The following is a 17072-nucleotide window of genomic DNA, read 5'->3' as shown; positions in this document are numbered from 1 at the left end:
CTATTTCTTAGTGGAGATTGTACTAAATTTTCTGAATATTTAACTTGAATCCTCCCTATCATGAAGGATTTTCAGTTTATCATGTTAAAATACTCTCATTACCTACTATAATTCAATGTTATTTCGAAGGCGTTTTACATAATTACGACTGACTGGAATCGGTTGCTCATCATACCTATCTAAATACAAATTATACGTGCCATTATAATAAGGTTTCAGTTCTTTTACATATGACATATTAATTAAATAGCTTTTATGTACACGTAAAAAATCATATGCATTTAGCTTATTTTCTAATTCCTGAAGTGTATATGTTGAAATATACTGATTATTCGTTGTGTAAATTGAAACAGTTTTATTTTCTTTATTTTTACTTACATATACGATATCTTCTGGAAGAATATATCGTATACCCTCTTGACTTTCTATCGGTAGTTTTCGCAAATAACTCTTTGCTTTCTCACCTTGTTCTTTACCTATTTTATATAAAAGAAATTGTAAATCTTCTTCACGAAATGGTCGCAATAAATAATAAAATGCTTGGAAACGAAAAGCTGTAATAGATTCTTCTATGTTTTCACCTACAAAAATAAATTTTGTATAGCAATTTATTTCTCGTAATAAACTTGCATATTCAAAACCAGTACCATCTAGTAATTTGGAACTTAAAAAAACAAAGTCTGGTATATGTTTTTTCATCATAAGTAAAGATTCTGTTCCTGTCTTTGCTTCAAAACATTCTACATTTCTCATATTTTCAGTGAAATTTTCAGCTAACTCTCTTCTCTCTTCTGCCTCTTCCATGATCAGTAAAATTTTCATTTCTTCAACCACCTAATTCTTTGTCCATATGTCCTGTTGTATACATTCGCTTTTATAAGAAATAATCCCTTTTTCTTACTATACCATTATTTATCTAAAAAAACAGAAAAAAGGAAACCACTTCGGTTTCCTCTCCCCTTTTATCCCGCACTAACTGCCTATAAAGAGCCGAGTAGTGTAGGATAATAAACGGTCAGGGATACGTTTAAATTTTCACTTTATACTAATTCTCGTTGCTTCGTTTCCTGTCCAAGTATTATTACAGCGAATACACCAATTAAAATTGATCCACAGAAAATCGTAAATATTAATGATAGTGAAGCTTCTGAAGCAACTAAATATCCCACTAATAGTGGCCCAAGAATACCACCAATACGACCAAATGCTGCTGCCATTCCTGCACCTGTACCACGAATAACCGTTGGATACTGCTCAGGTGTATAGGCGTATAATGCTCCCCAAGCACCTAAGTTAAAGAAGGATAGTAACATACCTGCCACGATTAATACTGTTAATGAATCCGCAACCCCAAACAAATAAGCACTGCAAGCTGTCCCGATTAAATACGTAACCAAAACAAATTTACGACCGAGACGTTCAATAAACCAAGCAGCTGTGAAATATCCTGGAAGTTGAGCTAATGTCATAATAAGTACGTATTGGAAACTTTTTATTAAACTAAATCCTTTTAGCACCATTACACTCGGTAACCAAAGGAACATTCCATAATAGGAAAAAACAACACAAAACCATAGAATCCATAGCATAATTGTTGCTTTACGATATTCCCCAGACCAAACTGATTTTATATTTTCAATAACAGATGGCCTTTTTTCAACTTTTTGGAACCTTGGGGAATCCGGTAAATTCCATCTTAAATATAAAGCATATAATGCTGGAACTGCACTCAATACCATCGCAACTTCCCAACCATATTTAGGAATAACAAAATACGAGATAAGAGCTGCAATTAGCCATCCACCTGCCCAAAAACTTTCTAATAACACAACAATTTTCCCACGCTCATGCGCTTCAACACTCTCTGATACTAGTGTAGAGGCAACCGGAAGCTCTCCGCCAAGCCCCATACCAATTAAAAAGCGTAAAACGAGAAACATCGCAAGTGTTGTTGTTAATGCAGTTAAACCACTACCGATAGAAAATAATAATAATGTAATAATAAAGACTGATTTTCGCCCTATTTTATCTGATAGTATCCCAAAAATAAGCGCTCCTACTGCCATACCGATTGAGTTAATACTGCCTATCCAGCCCATTTCTTGCGTACTTAATCCCCAATCCTTTTGCAAGGCTACCATTACAAATGAAAGCATTCCAACATCCATTGCATCAAATAGCCATCCAAGCCCAGCTATACCAAGTAGTTTGCGCTTCGAAATTTCTTTTACCTTGCCCACTAGAAGTCCTCCTCACACAGGTGTCTTTACACATCATTTTACATGTGTGAATTGTATAAGTAAAATACTTTTGTGTAAAAAATTCTCCTTCATCATTCCCAAAAAGTAAAACGTCTATCCCGATTGGTGAGAGCTAATAATCAGTGGGGATGCCTCACTGATTAAAGTTTCAATTTATTAAAAATGAACAAATAAAAAAAGCAGCGATATTTCGCTACTTTTTCGAACGCATTACTTCTTTTAAAAATTCCGCTAATACTAACTGACGACGCCAGCGTGTTGGATTACTGCATAATCTATAAAACCACTCTAAATGAATCGCTTGAATCCATTTTGGTGCACGTTTTACCTCTCCAGCCCATACGTCTAAACTTCCACCCACTCCAACAGCCATTTTCGTTTCTAAACGATGCTTATTGTTTTGGATAAAGTTCTCTTGTCTCGGGAAACCAAGTGCAACAAGTAATAAATCTGGTTTTGCTTCTTGAATGCGAGAAATAATATTCTCTTCGTCTTCTTGTTTAAAATAACCATCTTGTATACCAGCGATGGATACAGCTGAATATGTCTTTGTTAAATGATCTGCTGCAGCTTGTACAACATGCGGCTTTGCACCTAATAAGAAAACAGATACCGGCTTACTATCTTCTGATAACTTCGCAAGTAAATTACACATTAAATCAAAACCTGCTACACGTTCTTTTAAAGGTGTACCAAGCATCCCGCTTGCCTTTACAACCCCAATACCATCAGGTGTAATTAAATCTGTATTCAATAATGTTTGATAGAACTTTTCATCCTTTTTTGCGCACATAACAATTTCAGGGTTTGCTGTTACTACCTGAAACGTATGAGTTCGCTTCGCTTCTAGTTGTTCTTTTAAATATTGGACCGTTTCATCCATTGTCATTGTAGAAAAAGGAACGCCTAGAATATCAACTGTTTGTACTGCCATTGTTAACTATCCTCTCTATCATTACAAGTTTTTCGCTATTAATTGCTTATATGTTTCCTTTGTATCTTCATATAGTTTTTGAAGTGAGAAGTTCATAGTAGCATGCTCATAAATATGTTTACCCATTGCTGCTAACTCTCCAGTTTTCCACTTATCATACGCTTCTTCTAAAGCTAATGCTAATGCCTTTCCATCACCTGTTGCCACAATCCATCCGTAAGTTTCATCTACGATTAATGGTTCAATTTCTCCAGCCCTAGTCACAATTGATGGTACGCGTTGATTTGCCGCTTCTAATAAAACTAGTGGGAACCCTTCACTATGGGAAGTTAATAAATTTACATGTGACGACGCAAATAATTGTTTTACATCTTGACGATGTCCTAAAAACTCTACTTTATCGTTAATCCCCTTTTCAGTAGCTAATGACTTTAGATTTTCTTCTAATGGGCCATCGCCAACTAATAATACTTTAATTTTCTCTAATTTTGTTTGTTGTAACGCATCGAATAAAACTTCATGTCCTTTGACAGGATGTAATCGTGCTACTTGGATTGCCGTAAATACATCTTCATCAATATTGAACATTTCTTTTTTATTATAGCCTTTTGCTTTTTCCTTATCGTATTCAATTCCATTATAAATAACATGCATCTTTTCATTTGAAATACCTAATGCTGCCAGGCTTTTTTTCAATCTATTTGTTACAACGAAAAATAAGTCTATATTTTTTAAGGCTTTCAAATTTAATTTCGTAAAAATCCAACCTTTTAAGCCCTGTTTAGTAAAGTCTTGAAATGGATCACTATGAATAGTCGTTACCCATTTTGCCTTTATTCTCTTTTTCATTAAAGAAACATAGAAATTAGCCCTAGGGCCATGTGTATGAACTACATCAAATTTTTCTTTATTAATAAATTCACTTATATTCTTTAAAATGGATAAATCATAGCGCGATTTTTGTGAAAACACATGGACTTTTATCCCTAACTCCCTTGCTTCCTTCGCAACAATTCCATCTTCAAATACTGCTAATTCTACTTCACCAGTTGGAAACTGATCGAGAAGTGAAATAATATGTGTTTTCCCTCCCCCATCTTCTGCTCCTGCATTCATATGCAATATTCTCATATTTTTTCCTCCTTTAAATCCTCGCTACGTTTCCATCTATTTTTATTTTACTGTACTAAAAAATAAAAGCTAACAAAAGTTAGCTTTTATTTTTATCATTCAATTTCTAGGTCTACTATTAGATAAGCTAATACCACTACAAAGTAAATCCCAACTCCTGGTGCTGTTAAAATATGTCCTGCAATATAAGCAATACCTAACGCTAACAATAAGCTTGCTGAAATCATTCCATATTTTATATTAAATATGTCCTTAAATCTCGTAGCAAATGCTAGTAGAATTCTTAGCCCGTAATAAATAAATGGAATCATTAGTAATACAAAGCCAATAATCCCGAAATCATAAAACCAATCATGGAAGTCCATTTCAATTAGTTTTGGATCTGGCTGCTTTTGTTCATTGTATTTAAAGTTACCTGCATAACCCATTCCTAATAACTTTTGTGACGTTGGCGCTTCTTTAAAGAACTGCTTATGTCTTTCTTCATATACTTGACGTCCACTGAAAATAAGATTTTCTTGATTTTCTTTCTTTTGCTCTTTCTCAAGCTCTTTCTTAACTTCCTCTTCTATCTTCGCCTTTTCTTCTGGCTTTTCACCTTTATGATGCTTTTCTTCTTTTGCTTTAAGTTCTTGTTCTTTTTTCAGCTTCTCTTTAATTTCTTTTTCTTTTTGACCTTGCTGTGCTACATTTTGCTCTGATAAATAATTATTGTGAATACCCATATTTTGTGCTAATGGCGTTTGTTTAAACGTTCCAACTACACCAGCTAATAAGACAATAGCAATTACTGCATTAAGCGCAAGGGATTTTTTTTTCGGATTTTTTCTATCAAATAATAATTGTAGTACAATGATCCCGATTGCTGCCGCTAACGTAGCACCAATTGAGCCCATTCCTACTTTTGTACCAACTTGAATTAGCGAATAAATCATTAAAAGTGATGGAATCCAATATAAAATGTGTTTCCAGCTCTTTGTTTTTTGAATAGAATATAGTACCACAATAGGGAAAATAATAGCTAAGATTGAACCTAGTTCATTCCCTGCATAGAACCAACCTCGAGAACCAACCTTCATCCATTCATAACTACCAAAGTCAGTAGATGTTGAAATAGAAATAACCATAATTGCGTTAATGATTAATGTAGAATATACAATACTATTTCGAACCTTATCACTAATATTAACCTTCTTTTTCAATGATTTTAAAGCTAAAATGTATGATCCCAGCATGATATATATATATAATGCTTTCGCAACGAATTTAACCTCTTCACTAAGTACAATAGGATTTTTGACTAGTTTGTTATTAATAAATCCTATCCCTAAAACTCCGGCTAATAATATAAGATAAATTAAAAACTTTCTATTTTCCTTCTCTTTTGCCTGAATTAAAATGTAAATACCACCAACAGCCATAATAAGGAATCTTACTAAAATTCCAACGGTAGCATTTGACTTTAATAAAGTGATGCTAAGAGACGTTAATAAATCTAAAACAGGCTGTAAAATAATAAAAAAGAGCAAAAAACGCTCAAATCTAACCCTAGCTTGATTTGCTAACATTCCAAGACCTCCATACAAAATCTTAACATTATCTTTTAATCATAATTTTTATCTTCAAAACACACCTAGCAATTATAACATAACTCATATTTAAATTGAGAACTTATTTTTATGCCGAAACTAACCAAATCTAGCGTAAGTAGTACTAGAAAACATTATCCTTTAGCTATCTTTCCCTATCTCTATAAAAACTATCTAACACTCTTCCACTTATTATCGGCATTATAGTAACATTTATTAATTTATTTATAAAAATATAAATTTAATAATTACACACAAACACCCACTCGGCTATCCTACAACTAAAGATTAACCTTGCTTCGTTTTCTCCTAAACATTTTCAAACGCTTTCTTTATGTATTTTATCCGTTTTTCTACATGTAACGAAAAGTAATTGTTATTTCCAATACTTTAGTGTATATTTTTTCTCTGGAACATCTTTAAGAGGAAGGGATTAAGGCCATGTTATTAATCGATATATTTACGTTTCTTGGCATTATCGCCGCTGCCATTTCTGGTACATTAGTTGGTTTAAAAAAAGATTTAGATTTATTTGGTGTCCTTTGTTTAGCTGTAGCTACTGCGCTCGGCGGCGGTATTATTCGTGATATTATGATTGGTAACCTGCCCCCTGTCGCATTTGTAAAACCCATTTACTTTTTCGTAAGTGTATTATCAGCATTATTTACTTGTATGTTTTTTGAGCGCATCAATAAACTTCAAGTCGTTATTATGCTTTCTGATGCTGTTGGCTTAGGCGTTTTTACAGCTATTGGTGCAAATGCGGCAATGTCACATCATGTTGACGCCTCATTTCTAGTTGTTTCAATGGGAGTCATTACAGGTATTGGAGGCGGTATTTTGCGTGACATTTGTGCTCAAGATATCCCTTACGTATTCCGAAAAGAAATTTACGCAATCGCTTCTATCTTAGGAGCAATTAGCTTCCTAATCACACACGCTATGGGGGCGCACGTATTAGCTTTCTATGTTTGTTTATTAGTAACATTTGTTATTCGTGTCGTCACTGTAATATATAATGTGCATTTCCCTGTTTTCTTTAAAACACATGCTAAAATTAATAAAGGCCATTAAGAGAATTCTAGATAGAATTCTCTTAATTTATATACTATTCAACAAACTAATATAGAGTAATTATATATAAGCATATATAATTACTCTATATTAGTTTTAAAATTGAAAACGTTTTATATACAGGGGGAAGAATGATGCTTGGGGTTTTCAAAAAAAATATTAATAAAACAAACGCCAGTATAATCGAATTAAGTAAGGACCAACAAATAACTTTTAATGTACCTACTAATTCTGAATTGAAAATTCAAATGGATATGCTACATATTTCAAAAGAAGATTTACAAGTTGTAAAAGTACTACAGCCTTTTATTTATGCAGAAATTGATTGGATTACTGAAAAATTCTATGCCAACATTACAAAACAACCTAATTTAATTACTATTATTGAACGTTACAGCTCTATTCCAAAACTAAAACAAACTTTAAAAACACATATTAAAGAATTATTCAGCGGCAATATGCATGAAGATTTTATTGAACAGCGTGTTAGGATTGCCAAAAGGCATGTACAAATTGGTTTACATCGAAAATGGTATACTGCTGCTTATCAAGAATTGTTCCGCTCTATCATGAAGATTTTGCAAACAAAAATAACAACAATCGATGATTTTTCCTATTCTATAAATGTTATAAATAAATTATTCACTCTTGAACAAGAACTTGTTCTTGCAGCTTATGAATCTGAATATGAAAGAATGCAAAAAGAGCATGAGAAAGAAAAAGAACTAACTGCTATGACAATTACGCATATCGCAACAGAACTAGCTGCTGTATCTGAAAAAACAAGCTCTTCTATTCAAAAACTAACCGCCAAATCTGAAACTATTGTAGAGATTGCTAAAACAGGTACATCATTAGCTACAACATCTGAAGAAAAAGCGAATAAAGGGAAAGAACAATTAAACCAGCAAAACAAACGAATGGGATCTATTCAAATGAATATGGAGACGATTATTACAGATACTCATGAACTTCTCAATATTTCTAACAAAATTAATGAAATCATAGATATTGTTAAATCGATTGCGGAGCAAACCAATTTACTCGCACTAAATGCAGCTATCGAATCTGCACGTGCTGGAGAATTTGGGAAGGGGTTTTCTGTTGTTGCTGGTGAAATCCGAAAATTATCAGAGCAAACGAAAGAATCTATATTTAACGTTACAAAGCTCGTCGAAAAAACAAATGAACAAATTACCCGTGTATCGTCTTCCGTGAAACAAATTAGCTCTCTCGTATCGGAAGGAACGGATAGTATGTCGGCAACTGATCGATACTTCCAAGAAATCGTAAAAGATATGTCTAACTCCAAAGAACAGAATAAGAAAATTGAACACGAACTACAAGCTATTTCACAAGTAATGAAAGGAATTCAAGATGATTCCTCACAAATGGCTCTAACAGCCGATAATTTGCAACTAGAATTAAATCGATAAGATGAAATTTAGTAGTCAGGCATACTTTCCATCTGCACTGACTACTAAATTTCATCTTCCATCAAAAAAAGAATCCAGAATGGATTCTTTTTATTTTCTGAAAAATATTTTTTGACAATACACATAACTCATATAAACACCAAAGCTCTGCAAAATAAACAATGCTGGCATAATTACATTGTAATATGCCATATCTAATCGGAAGAGCTTTAACAATACGTAGCCACTAATTAAAAATAAGAACAACATATATCCCTCATTTTGTTGTTTCTTAATAAGGAAGTGTAATAGAGCTATAGTCATAAACAATGTTACGGCTATATATATCAGTTTTTCACATTTGAAAAGAATAGAATTTATCCCTTCATCTGAAAACTGATTTATCATCGGTTCTAAAAGTTTAAATCTTTCTCCCTCAATCTCTTTTAACTTTTGATCAATATGCCCTGTTACACTTTGATTTTTCGATATTTTTTCCTCATGTTGCGTTTTTCCAATTAATACAGATTGAACATACGTCTCATTCGCAATCGTATATTGTGACATTCCCATTGTCTTAATTCCATAATTCACACCAAAATGGGCACTATAAAATAGAATAAGTATCCCTATCATTTTTAGTAACACCTTTTGTTTCGTTGCTGATTGAAATACTTCGATTAATAATACATATACCGTGATAAAAATAGGAAGAAATAATCCCATTGGGAAAATCATATTACTAAATGCAAGTAAAATCGCTGAAAACACCCACATATAAGGATGATCTAATCCTTTATATAAAAGTATGTAACAAGCAAAATAAAATAAAAATATTGCAAGTGACTCAGGAGTTAATACGGAACTCATGAATATATTTGGAATATACAGAGCATAAAAGATAGAAGCAATACGACCGCATTCTTCTCCAAAAACCATTCCCGCAATACGATAAATAAATAATGCTGTTCCTGTGCAAAATAGCACATTAAATAGTTGTAAAGCGAATAATGAATCACCAAATATACGAATAATTACCGACTCATATATAATAAAAGGTAAATGAGTTACAGTCCCTATCTTATTACCAATTGCAATCTGCTTTGCAGACTCATACATCACTTTCATATCACCAATTATTGGAGCATCTACAAATAACAGCATACTAAGCCTCACAACTATAGATATACTTATAAGAAAAATAAGAAATTGTTTATCTGTAAAACGATATTGTAGAATTGATGCCACTAACAAAATGAGTATGACGAAAATTGCCAATATGATTGTTACACTTGTTGTACTTCCTCCAAAAAATTGCTTACTTGTCTCAAATGCTGCCCAACAACTATAAACGAAAAATGCGAGCATCGCACCGATTGTAATTTTATTGAAGAAAGATGAAAAATTTGTTTGTATATGATTCATATGTCCATTGCACCTCTATTTCCATTCATAACAAAACGATTCTATCATGAATGGGTACACGGCTGATAGGGAATTTCTATGACAAATATATAGTCATTACTTTTTACTTGCAATGTAAGCGAATCCTCTTTTACACTACATTTTAGATAAAATAAATTTTCTTTCAGTTACATGAATACAAATACAGAAGTTTAAATAATCCTCTTTTGGAATACACTTTACTTCATTAAATATCTAATATGAGTACTAAGCTTACACATATTATTCTGATTGAAAACAGACTATAGGGGCTGAATATATGGAAAAGAAATTCATGCGAGAATCTAAAGCAATTAAGACAACACGTGTTTTTCCTAACGATTTAAATAATCACCAAACACTTTTTGGAGGGAAATTATTAGCAGAAATTGATAGTATTGCTTCAATTGCGGCTGCAAGACATAGTCGTAAACATTGCGTAACAGCATCTATTGATTCAGTTGATTTTTTAACTCCAATTCACCAAGCTGATTCTGTTTGTTATGAAGCATTCGTATGTTATACAGGGAAATCTTCAATGGAAGTTTTCGTAAAAGTAATCGCAGAAAATTTATTAGCAGGCGAGCGTAGAATTGCCGCTACTTGCTTCATTACATTCGTGGCAATAAAAGATGGAAAACCTTCGTCCGTACCACAAGTACTTCCTGAAACTGAGGAAGAACATTGGTTACACACAACCGGTTCAGAACGCGCGGAAAATAGAAAAAAAGGGCGTTTAAAAAGCAAAGAAATGGCTGAGGTTTTAACTTTAAATAAACCTTGGAATATTTAATACGATACTCTTCCATATACATGCACAGATTTTTTCTTCCTTGCATGTATTTTTTTATACAAAATATCACCTCTTACCATTTTATTGTCAATCTGTTCTCCTAAATCATGCACCAGCTTTTCCTTTATTTTGTTATACTATTAATGGTATATTAAATAAAGTTCGTTTAAAAATAACCATAATATGATTAAGTATATAAGGGATGGTGCGGTAATGACTATTGAAGTACCAATTTCAATACCAAAAACGTTAATTATTATTCCAGCGTATAACGAGGAAGAAGCAATTGCAGATACATTAACAAGATTATTAAAACTAAAACAGCATTTCACAGGATTAAGCATTTGTGTTATTAATGATGGATCACACGATAAAACAGCTCAAATCGTACAAGATTTTCCTGTTCACCTTGTGAATTTACCATATAACCTAGGTATTGGCTCAGCTGTACAAACTGGATATAAATACGCATATGAGAACGGATATGATATTGCGATTCAGTTCGATGCTGATGGACAACATAATCCAGATGATTTATATAAAATTATAAAGCCAATCGCTGAAGATGAATGCGATATGGTGCTAGGGTCACGTTTTACAGAAAAAACAGCATATAAAGGTAGTATTTCCAGAAGAATCGGTATTTTTTATTTTACTGCCCTATTGAAAGTACTAACAAAACAAACATTTATGGATCCAACTTCTGGATATCGTGCTATCAATCGAGAAGTAATTAAAATTTTTGCACACAACTATCCAAAAGACTATCCAGAACCAGAAGTTCTTATTCATTTAAAAAAGAAAAAACTTCGCATTAATGAAATATCTGTAAATATGCAAGAGCGACAAGGTGGACAATCTTCCATCACACCTTTTAAATCTGCATATTACATGATTAAAGTAAGCCTTGCTATATTGATGCAAAAAATCGTGAAAGGTTGATAATAAATGCCTATAATTACCTTTTCATTCATCTTTATTTTATTATTATTATTATTAATTATTAATTCCATTCGCCGTGGAACTTTAGAAACGAAATATGCTGTTTTATGGATTTTTGTTTGTATTGCAATGGCTATTTTAAGTTCTACCGATAAAATTATAAACTGGATTGGAAAACTATTAAAAGTAGAATATCCTCCTTCCATTTTATTCTTATTTGGACTATTATTCTGTTTCATTTTAATTTTTGACCTAACAAGAAAAATTTCTAAACAACATCATCAACTTGTAACATTAACGCAAGATTATGCGTTACTAAAGCAAAAATTAAATGCAACTGAGCCAGACAAAGACTAACCTAATATTTCAAAGCTAATATAAAAAACCTCTTAATTTATTTCAAAAATTAAGAGGTTTTTTTATTCTCAATAATAATTTGTTTGCCTTCACAACCCTTACGATAAATATATCCTACTTACTAATAAGTTAAAATGGTATGAATAAGAATTTATAAGCAATAGACATGTTAAAGCTGTTTAAAATACGAGAATTAACCATAAGAATCTCATTTCCCGCTACCTTTTTAATAGAAAGTTGATTTACAAAGTTTATATGCGTTAAACTTATACAGATGTTCTTGTAATCTTCTTCCTTTCAAAAGGCTTGTATATATGATGCAAGACATAAAAAACTTGAGGAGATAAAAATTCTATGATGGAACAAAAGCAACTTGTTTCTGTTGTCATACCTCTGTATAACACAGAAAAATATATTGAAGAAACGATGCAGTCAATACTAGATCAAACATATAAAAATATCGAAATTGTAATTGTAGATGATGGAAGTAAAGATCAATCACCTTCTATTGTGAAAAACCTTGCTGAAAAATATCCAGGGCAAGTAAAATACATTCATCAAAAAAACCAAGGTGTTTCGGTAGCCCGTAATACAGGTATCGAAAATGCTAGCGGAGAATATGTCGCTTTCCTTGATAGTGATGACTTATGGCATCCAACCAAAATTGAGAAGCAAGTCGAAAGTATGCATAAAAATGAAATGAACGCGTGCTATTGTGGTTATATGAATTTTTACGAAGAAACAGGCGAGAAGGTTGAACATACAACAAACTTTATTAAAGGTGATATGGCAAAAGCATTCCTAACACATCAAGTTGTTGCTCAAACAAGTACTTGGATTTTCGAACGATCCATCGTAATGGATCATAACATTCGTTTTACACCAGGATGTAGTTGGGGCGAAGATTTAGAGTTTTTATTTAAACTAATGAGTGTGACAAATGTATGCTATATCGATGAATATTTAACATATTATAGAATCTTATCAGAAGGAAATCTTTCTTCTAAGTATAAAGATTATGAATTAAAAACGACAAAAGAGTTGGAAGTATTCAATCGTATGAAAGATTGGGTACATAATAAATCTCAAGATTTCATTACAAAAGACCCTCAGTCACTTATTGAGATTCTTGAGACTTATTTATTCCCTTATACAGTCATCAATAACGCTTGTATATATATTAAGGGAAACTCTCAATTAGATAAATCACAAGTTCAATTAATCAAAAAAGATATAAAGAAATATTGCCGTAAAATCTATTCAAAGAATGGAAAACGTAGTAAAAAACTATATGCAATGCTTTGGTTTGTACGAATTAAATTTCTGTTTTCTTAAACTGAAAATATAACGATACTCTCTCTTTCTGTGAACAAATCAAATTTACAAATAGGACAAGCTAACCAGGTCCTAAAGAATAGAAAGGTCTTTTCCCATGAAAACAAATAAAATTCTAAAAAACGCATCCTACCTCTTTGTAGGAAACATTACCGTCCGTTTTGTACTGGCTATTGCAACAATTTTCTTTGCAAGATATGTTTCTCCAAGTGATTACGGTATGTTTACAACTGCGTTAGCAGTTTCAGCTGTTATTTGTTACTTTACAGATGCAGGTTTGACACATACGTTTATGCGTGAAGGAACGAGAAGCGATGCTAATATTAGCGTGCTAATAAGTAGTTATTTACGTATTCGTTTAATATTAGCTATCGTAATTTCTGTACTTTTCGCTATTTTTGCCCAGTTCTTCTATCCCGATGCTTACTTACGTGCGATGGTATATTGGGTTGTTCTGCCAACAATGTTTGGAGCAACTTTACAAGGTGTTGGAATGGCTTACTTCCAAGTAACAGAACGCATGCAATTTACAGCTATTATTTCTGTACTACAAGGTGTAACAGCTGCTGCTGCCCTATTACTAGGGATGTCTTTCCAATGGTCACTTATGATGGTTGCTGCCATGTATGGGGTATCTAGTCTTGTAACAGGTGTTATCGCCTTTATAATGACAATACGTTACACGAAAGTCCATAAGGGTTGGGATAAAGGCATTTTAGATCAACTACTTATTTTCACAATCAATGGAATCATCATTATGCTCTTACCACAATTGGGCCCTATTATATTAGAAAAGGTTTCAACGTATAATCAAGTTGGATTCTTTGGTGCTGCATCTAAAATACCTGCTGTACTATATCAAATACCTGGGGTAATTGCAGCTGCCTTTTATCCAAGGCTGTTTGCTTTTGGTAATGAGAAAAATATTGAAGAACATAGAAAATTATCAAGTTTTGAATTAAAACTTATGTCTTTTTTAGGAATGGGAATTTCTATCCCCTTTATTGCTGATCCAAGTTTCTGGATTGTTAGTTTATTAGGAGAAGAATACGCTCCCGCCGGTGACGCTCTTGCTATTCTAGCGTTTATGGTTATTTTACAATCAATTAACTATCCACTAGCCGATAATTTAACAACGATTGGCCAGCAATGGAAACGTGCAACAACAATGACTATTGGATTAGTTGTTGCCATCATAGGTTATATTGTATTAGGTAGTAAATATGGAATGATGGGGGCAGCTGTCGCAGCTATCCTTACCGAAATTACACTATTAATCGGATTTACCCTCTTTATTCGTAAAGGCATGCAATTATTAGTTAAAGGAATTATATTTAATTCCTTGGCCTTTATTATTAGTTACGGTATATACCGAATTGCATTAATCAACTTACCGCCACTAATTGCTTTAACTCTTACTGGTATACTATACGGTATGATTGGAATTGTAATTGATCCTCAAATACGTGGATTCGTTTTAGGGTTTATAAAACAAAAATTAGGTAAAAAGGTAGTATAAAGTTAAGTTCCTTTTCAAAATCATGAAAAGGAACTTAACTTCTTTATTTACATCTGTTTTTCATATACATAATTATTTCTTTTAACCCATCATAATAAGAAGTTTTGGTAACTCTCCAATACATTTCTCGTATTTCTCTCCACTTAATACAACTGGTTTTTCCGTCAAATATAGCATTTCCACAAATTCTTTCATCTGCTTATCAAACAGACCAATGAACTGGATCATTCCTCTTTTTACAGTTATTATTCATTTGGTATATCCCGTTAATTCCCGTATGTGTTGAATCATTTCCTCACCTGTAATGACACCATAACCTCGTATGTTCCAATTTTGTCCATAGGCCTCATCATGTGAAGCTAATTCAACCATTGCTTTTGCACCATCTGGTGTGAAAATATATTCACGGGCAATCTTTTTATCTCCAACAAAGCTAGATATTTTATTTGCAAGTATTGCCTTTAATGTATGATGGACAAGTGTGCTTTCTGCATTTGGACCATAAAGTTCTGGGAAATGAGCAATAAACATTTGTACATTAGCTTGTTTTGAAAATATATACATTTTGAAATGATAGCATTATATGAAAGAATTTAGTATCATGATTCAAGGTACTATTTCAAGTTGGACGGAGGATACTATGAGCTTATTAACAGTTGAAAAATTAGGACATACATTTGGCGATCGTACATTATTTAAAGATGTATCTATGCGATTATTAGCAGGTGAGCACGTTGGATTAGTTGGTGCAAACGGTGTTGGTAAATCAACATTCATGAATATCATTACTGGTCAGCTTATTCATGACCAAGGTCGCGTAGAATGGACACCGGGCACACATTACGGCTACTTAGATCAGCATACTGTTTTAACGCCTGGGCGTACAATTCGTGACGTACTAGCGGATGCATTTTTACCGTTATTCGAAAAGGAAAAAGCTTTAAATGAAGTTACAGAAAAAATGGGAACTGCTACACCAGAAGAACTAGAAGAACTTCTTGAGCAAATGGCAGAAATACAAGATGCACTTGAAGCAGGTGGTTTCTACTTACTAGATATGAAAATTGAAGAGGCTGCACGTGGTCTTGGAATTGATGCAATTGGTTTAGATCGTGATGTTTCAGCACTAAGTGGTGGACAACGTACAAAGGTATTGCTTGCAAAGCTATTACTTGAACAGCCAGAAGTGTTATTGCTTGATGAACCTACTAACTATTTAGACGTTGAACATATTCATTGGTTAACAAATTATTTAAAAGAATACCCACATGCATTCTTATTGATTTCTCATGATACGGAATTTATGAACAAATGTGTTGATGTTATTTTCCATCTAGAATTCACAAAAATGACACGCTATACAGCGACATATGAAAAATTCCTAGAACTAGCAGAAATCAATAAAAATCAACATATAAACGCTTATGAAAAGCAGCGTGAGTTTATCAAAAAGCAAGAAGACTTCATTGCAAAGAACAAAGCTCGTTATTCAACGACAGGCCGTGCAAAGAGTCGTCAAAAACAACTTGATCGTATGGAACTTATTGATCGCCCCGAAACAGCAATTAAACCTGAATTCTCATTTAAAGAAAGTCGTGCAAGTAGTCGCTTCGTCTTTGAAGGTGAAAATGTAGAAATCGGATATACACATCCGCTACTACCAAAGCTCTCAATGACAATCGAACGTGGTGAAAAAATTGCTATTGTTGGATGCAACGGTGTTGGTAAATCAACGTTACTAAAAACAATCTTAGGTAAAATTAAACCTTTAAGCGGTAAAACAAGCCTTGGGGACTTCTTAGTGCCTGCATACTTTGAGCAAGAGGTTAAAGCTGACAATATAACACCAATTGATGATGTATGGAATACATTCCCTGGCCTAGACCAGCATCAAATTCGTGCGATGTTAGCAAAATGCGGATTAAAAAATGAACATATTTCTCGCCCATTAAGTCAATTAAGTGGTGGAGAACAAGCAAAAGTTCGTTTATGTAAACTAATGGGTGAAGAAAGTAACTGGCTACTATTTGATGAGCCGACAAACCATCTTGATGTTACAGCAAAAGCGGAACTTAAGAAGGCTATGAAAGCATATAAAGGAACAATCCTCCTTGTATGTCACGAACCGGACTTCTATGAAGATTGGATTACAAAAGTTTGGAATGTAGAAGAATGGTCTCAAAATAAAAATTAATAGATATAAGATTTTTATCCATATTTTATGCTATACTATACCTTGCGTGACAACATCTTGTTCTGTTGTCACGTTTTTTATAGAG

Annotated in this window: 14 protein-coding genes and 2 pseudogenes; 9 read left to right on the top strand and 7 right to left on the bottom strand. The window is 33.0% G+C overall.

Annotated features, from left to right (window positions below; all coding sequences use genetic code 11):
- Positions 1-105: 105 nt before the first annotated feature.
- From ACTFRY_RS23515 to ACTFRY_RS23495, 5 genes are all read right to left on the bottom strand, one after another.
- Complete coding sequence (locus ACTFRY_RS23515) at positions 106-822, bottom strand: LytR/AlgR family response regulator transcription factor (protein WP_098616166.1); 717 nt, start codon at positions 820-822, stop codon at positions 106-108.
- 218 nt (positions 823-1040) lie between these two features.
- Positions 1041-2240: an MFS transporter gene (locus tag ACTFRY_RS23510; RefSeq protein WP_000521077.1), complete on the bottom strand. Its 1200-nt coding sequence runs from the start codon at positions 2238-2240 to the stop codon at positions 1041-1043.
- A 214-nt stretch (positions 2241-2454) separates the two neighbouring features.
- Positions 2455-3195 (bottom strand): WecB/TagA/CpsF family glycosyltransferase, encoded by a 741-nt coding sequence (locus ACTFRY_RS23505; protein WP_086408449.1) that lies wholly within the window; start codon positions 3193-3195, stop codon positions 2455-2457.
- Positions 3196-3216: 21 nt separating this feature from the next.
- Complete coding sequence (locus tag ACTFRY_RS23500; RefSeq protein WP_001221228.1) at positions 3217-4326, bottom strand: glycosyltransferase family 4 protein; 1110 nt, start codon at positions 4324-4326, stop codon at positions 3217-3219.
- A 95-nt stretch (positions 4327-4421) separates the two neighbouring features.
- Positions 4422-5894, bottom strand: coding sequence for an O-antigen ligase family protein (locus tag ACTFRY_RS23495; RefSeq protein ID WP_098616167.1), 1473 nt, complete (start codon positions 5892-5894; stop codon positions 4422-4424).
- A gap of 462 nt (positions 5895-6356) precedes the next feature.
- Between ACTFRY_RS23495 and ACTFRY_RS23490 the strand changes: the two genes are divergently transcribed.
- The 3 genes and pseudogenes from ACTFRY_RS23490 (at position 6357) to ACTFRY_RS23480 (ending at position 8425) form a co-directional block, all read left to right on the top strand.
- Positions 6357-6989 (top strand): trimeric intracellular cation channel family protein, encoded by a 633-nt coding sequence (locus ACTFRY_RS23490; protein WP_000924371.1) that lies wholly within the window; start codon positions 6357-6359, stop codon positions 6987-6989.
- Between the two features lie 131 nt (positions 6990-7120).
- Positions 7121-7669 (top strand): annotated as a pseudogene (locus ACTFRY_RS23485) (protoglobin family protein); the annotation flags it as partial.
- Positions 7670-7684: 15 nt separating this feature from the next.
- Positions 7685-8425, top strand: a complete 741-nt coding sequence (locus tag ACTFRY_RS23480; protein WP_370512974.1) for a methyl-accepting chemotaxis protein — start codon at positions 7685-7687, stop codon at positions 8423-8425.
- Positions 8426-8515: 90 nt separating this feature from the next.
- On the opposite strand, the gene ACTFRY_RS23475 is transcribed toward ACTFRY_RS23480, so the two are convergent.
- Positions 8516-9829, bottom strand: a complete 1314-nt coding sequence (locus ACTFRY_RS23475; RefSeq protein ID WP_098617010.1) for an ArnT family glycosyltransferase — start codon at positions 9827-9829, stop codon at positions 8516-8518.
- Positions 9830-10127: 298 nt separating this feature from the next.
- Between ACTFRY_RS23475 and ACTFRY_RS23470 the strand changes: the two genes are divergently transcribed.
- The 5 genes from ACTFRY_RS23470 (at position 10128) to ACTFRY_RS23450 (ending at position 14793) form a co-directional block, all read left to right on the top strand.
- Complete coding sequence (locus tag ACTFRY_RS23470; RefSeq protein WP_000412121.1) at positions 10128-10640, top strand: acyl-CoA thioesterase; 513 nt, start codon at positions 10128-10130, stop codon at positions 10638-10640.
- A gap of 213 nt (positions 10641-10853) precedes the next feature.
- Positions 10854-11582 carry a glycosyltransferase family 2 protein gene (locus ACTFRY_RS23465; protein ID WP_000151539.1) on the top strand — a complete coding sequence of 243 codons (729 nt, stop codon included), beginning with the start codon at positions 10854-10856 and terminating at the stop codon, positions 11580-11582.
- A 6-nt stretch (positions 11583-11588) separates the two neighbouring features.
- Positions 11589-11939 (top strand): DUF2304 domain-containing protein, encoded by a 351-nt coding sequence (locus tag ACTFRY_RS23460; RefSeq protein ID WP_001121774.1) that lies wholly within the window; start codon positions 11589-11591, stop codon positions 11937-11939.
- Positions 11940-12293: 354 nt separating this feature from the next.
- Positions 12294-13274, top strand: coding sequence for a glycosyltransferase family 2 protein (locus ACTFRY_RS23455; RefSeq protein ID WP_098617011.1), 981 nt, complete (start codon positions 12294-12296; stop codon positions 13272-13274).
- Positions 13275-13371: 97 nt separating this feature from the next.
- The gene (locus tag ACTFRY_RS23450) at positions 13372-14793 is read left to right on the top strand and encodes an oligosaccharide flippase family protein (RefSeq protein ID WP_000856133.1); all 1422 of its coding nucleotides are present in this window, start codon (positions 13372-13374) and stop codon (positions 14791-14793) included.
- Positions 14794-14836: 43 nt separating this feature from the next.
- Here the strand turns inward: ACTFRY_RS23450 and ACTFRY_RS23445 are convergent.
- Positions 14837-15345, bottom strand: a pseudogene (locus tag ACTFRY_RS23445) (short chain dehydrogenase); the annotation flags it as partial.
- 88 nt (positions 15346-15433) lie between these two features.
- Here ACTFRY_RS23445 and ACTFRY_RS23440 point away from each other — a divergent pair.
- Entirely contained in the window at positions 15434-16987 is a 1554-nt protein-coding gene (locus ACTFRY_RS23440; protein ID WP_000055412.1) for an ABC-F family ATP-binding cassette domain-containing protein, read from the top strand.
- The last annotated feature ends 85 nt before the right edge of the window (positions 16988-17072 follow it).

Origin of the sequence: Bacillus cereus group sp. MYBK195-1, from assembly GCF_051916605.1 — a bacterium.
GTDB classification, from domain to species: Bacteria; Bacillota; Bacilli; order Bacillales; family Bacillaceae_G; genus Bacillus_A; species Bacillus_A cereus.
This window is presented reverse-complemented; position numbering and strand designations above follow the sequence as displayed.